Source organism: Globicatella sp. HMSC072A10 (genome assembly GCF_001811625.1).
GTDB classification, from domain to species: Bacteria; Bacillota; Bacilli; order Lactobacillales; family Aerococcaceae; genus Globicatella; species Globicatella sanguinis.
In genome coordinates this window covers 1-473 of record NZ_KV805713.1, presented here as the reverse complement: position 1 = coordinate 473, position 473 = coordinate 1, and the positions used below count along the sequence as shown (strand labels likewise).

1 protein-coding gene is annotated in these 473 nt (G+C 40.6%); it reads right to left on the bottom strand.

Annotated features, from left to right (window positions below):
- The coding region (locus HMPREF2811_RS05105; protein WP_168164943.1) for a helix-turn-helix domain-containing protein at positions 1-406 on the bottom strand (406 nt) is incomplete at its 3' end.
- Between the last annotated feature and the right edge of the window lie 67 nt (positions 407-473).

The following is a 473-nucleotide window of genomic DNA, read 5'->3' as shown; positions in this document are numbered from 1 at the left end:
GTACTTTTTCTCCCAGATATCTCACTTCTGTTGGTTTCCATTTTGATTTTGGGTAGCTTTTCACGGTTGCTTCAGTTCGGCGGTTCCAACCTTGTTTCCGAATAATCTTACACATCGTTGCGTAATGGCGTTGATAGCCTTGTTTAACACATTCTACATATACCTGTGCTAATCCTTCATGCCCGTATCGTTGGTGTTTTTCTTGGATCAGTTTTAGTTCTTCTCTTGTATGTTGATTCGGGTGATTAAACGGACGTCTGCTTTTTGGACGAAGACTATCCCAACTTCCATCATAGCGTGAAACCCAGCGGGAAATTTGTTGTCGTGACGTATGATAGCGACGCGCTGCTTGCGCATAATTTCCACATTTCATCGCATATTTCACTGCATTCTTTCTATATCGCATTTCTTCTGTTATAATTGATTTCATAGAGAGCTCCCTTTACAATGTTGTGTCCAAACTTTATTGTATC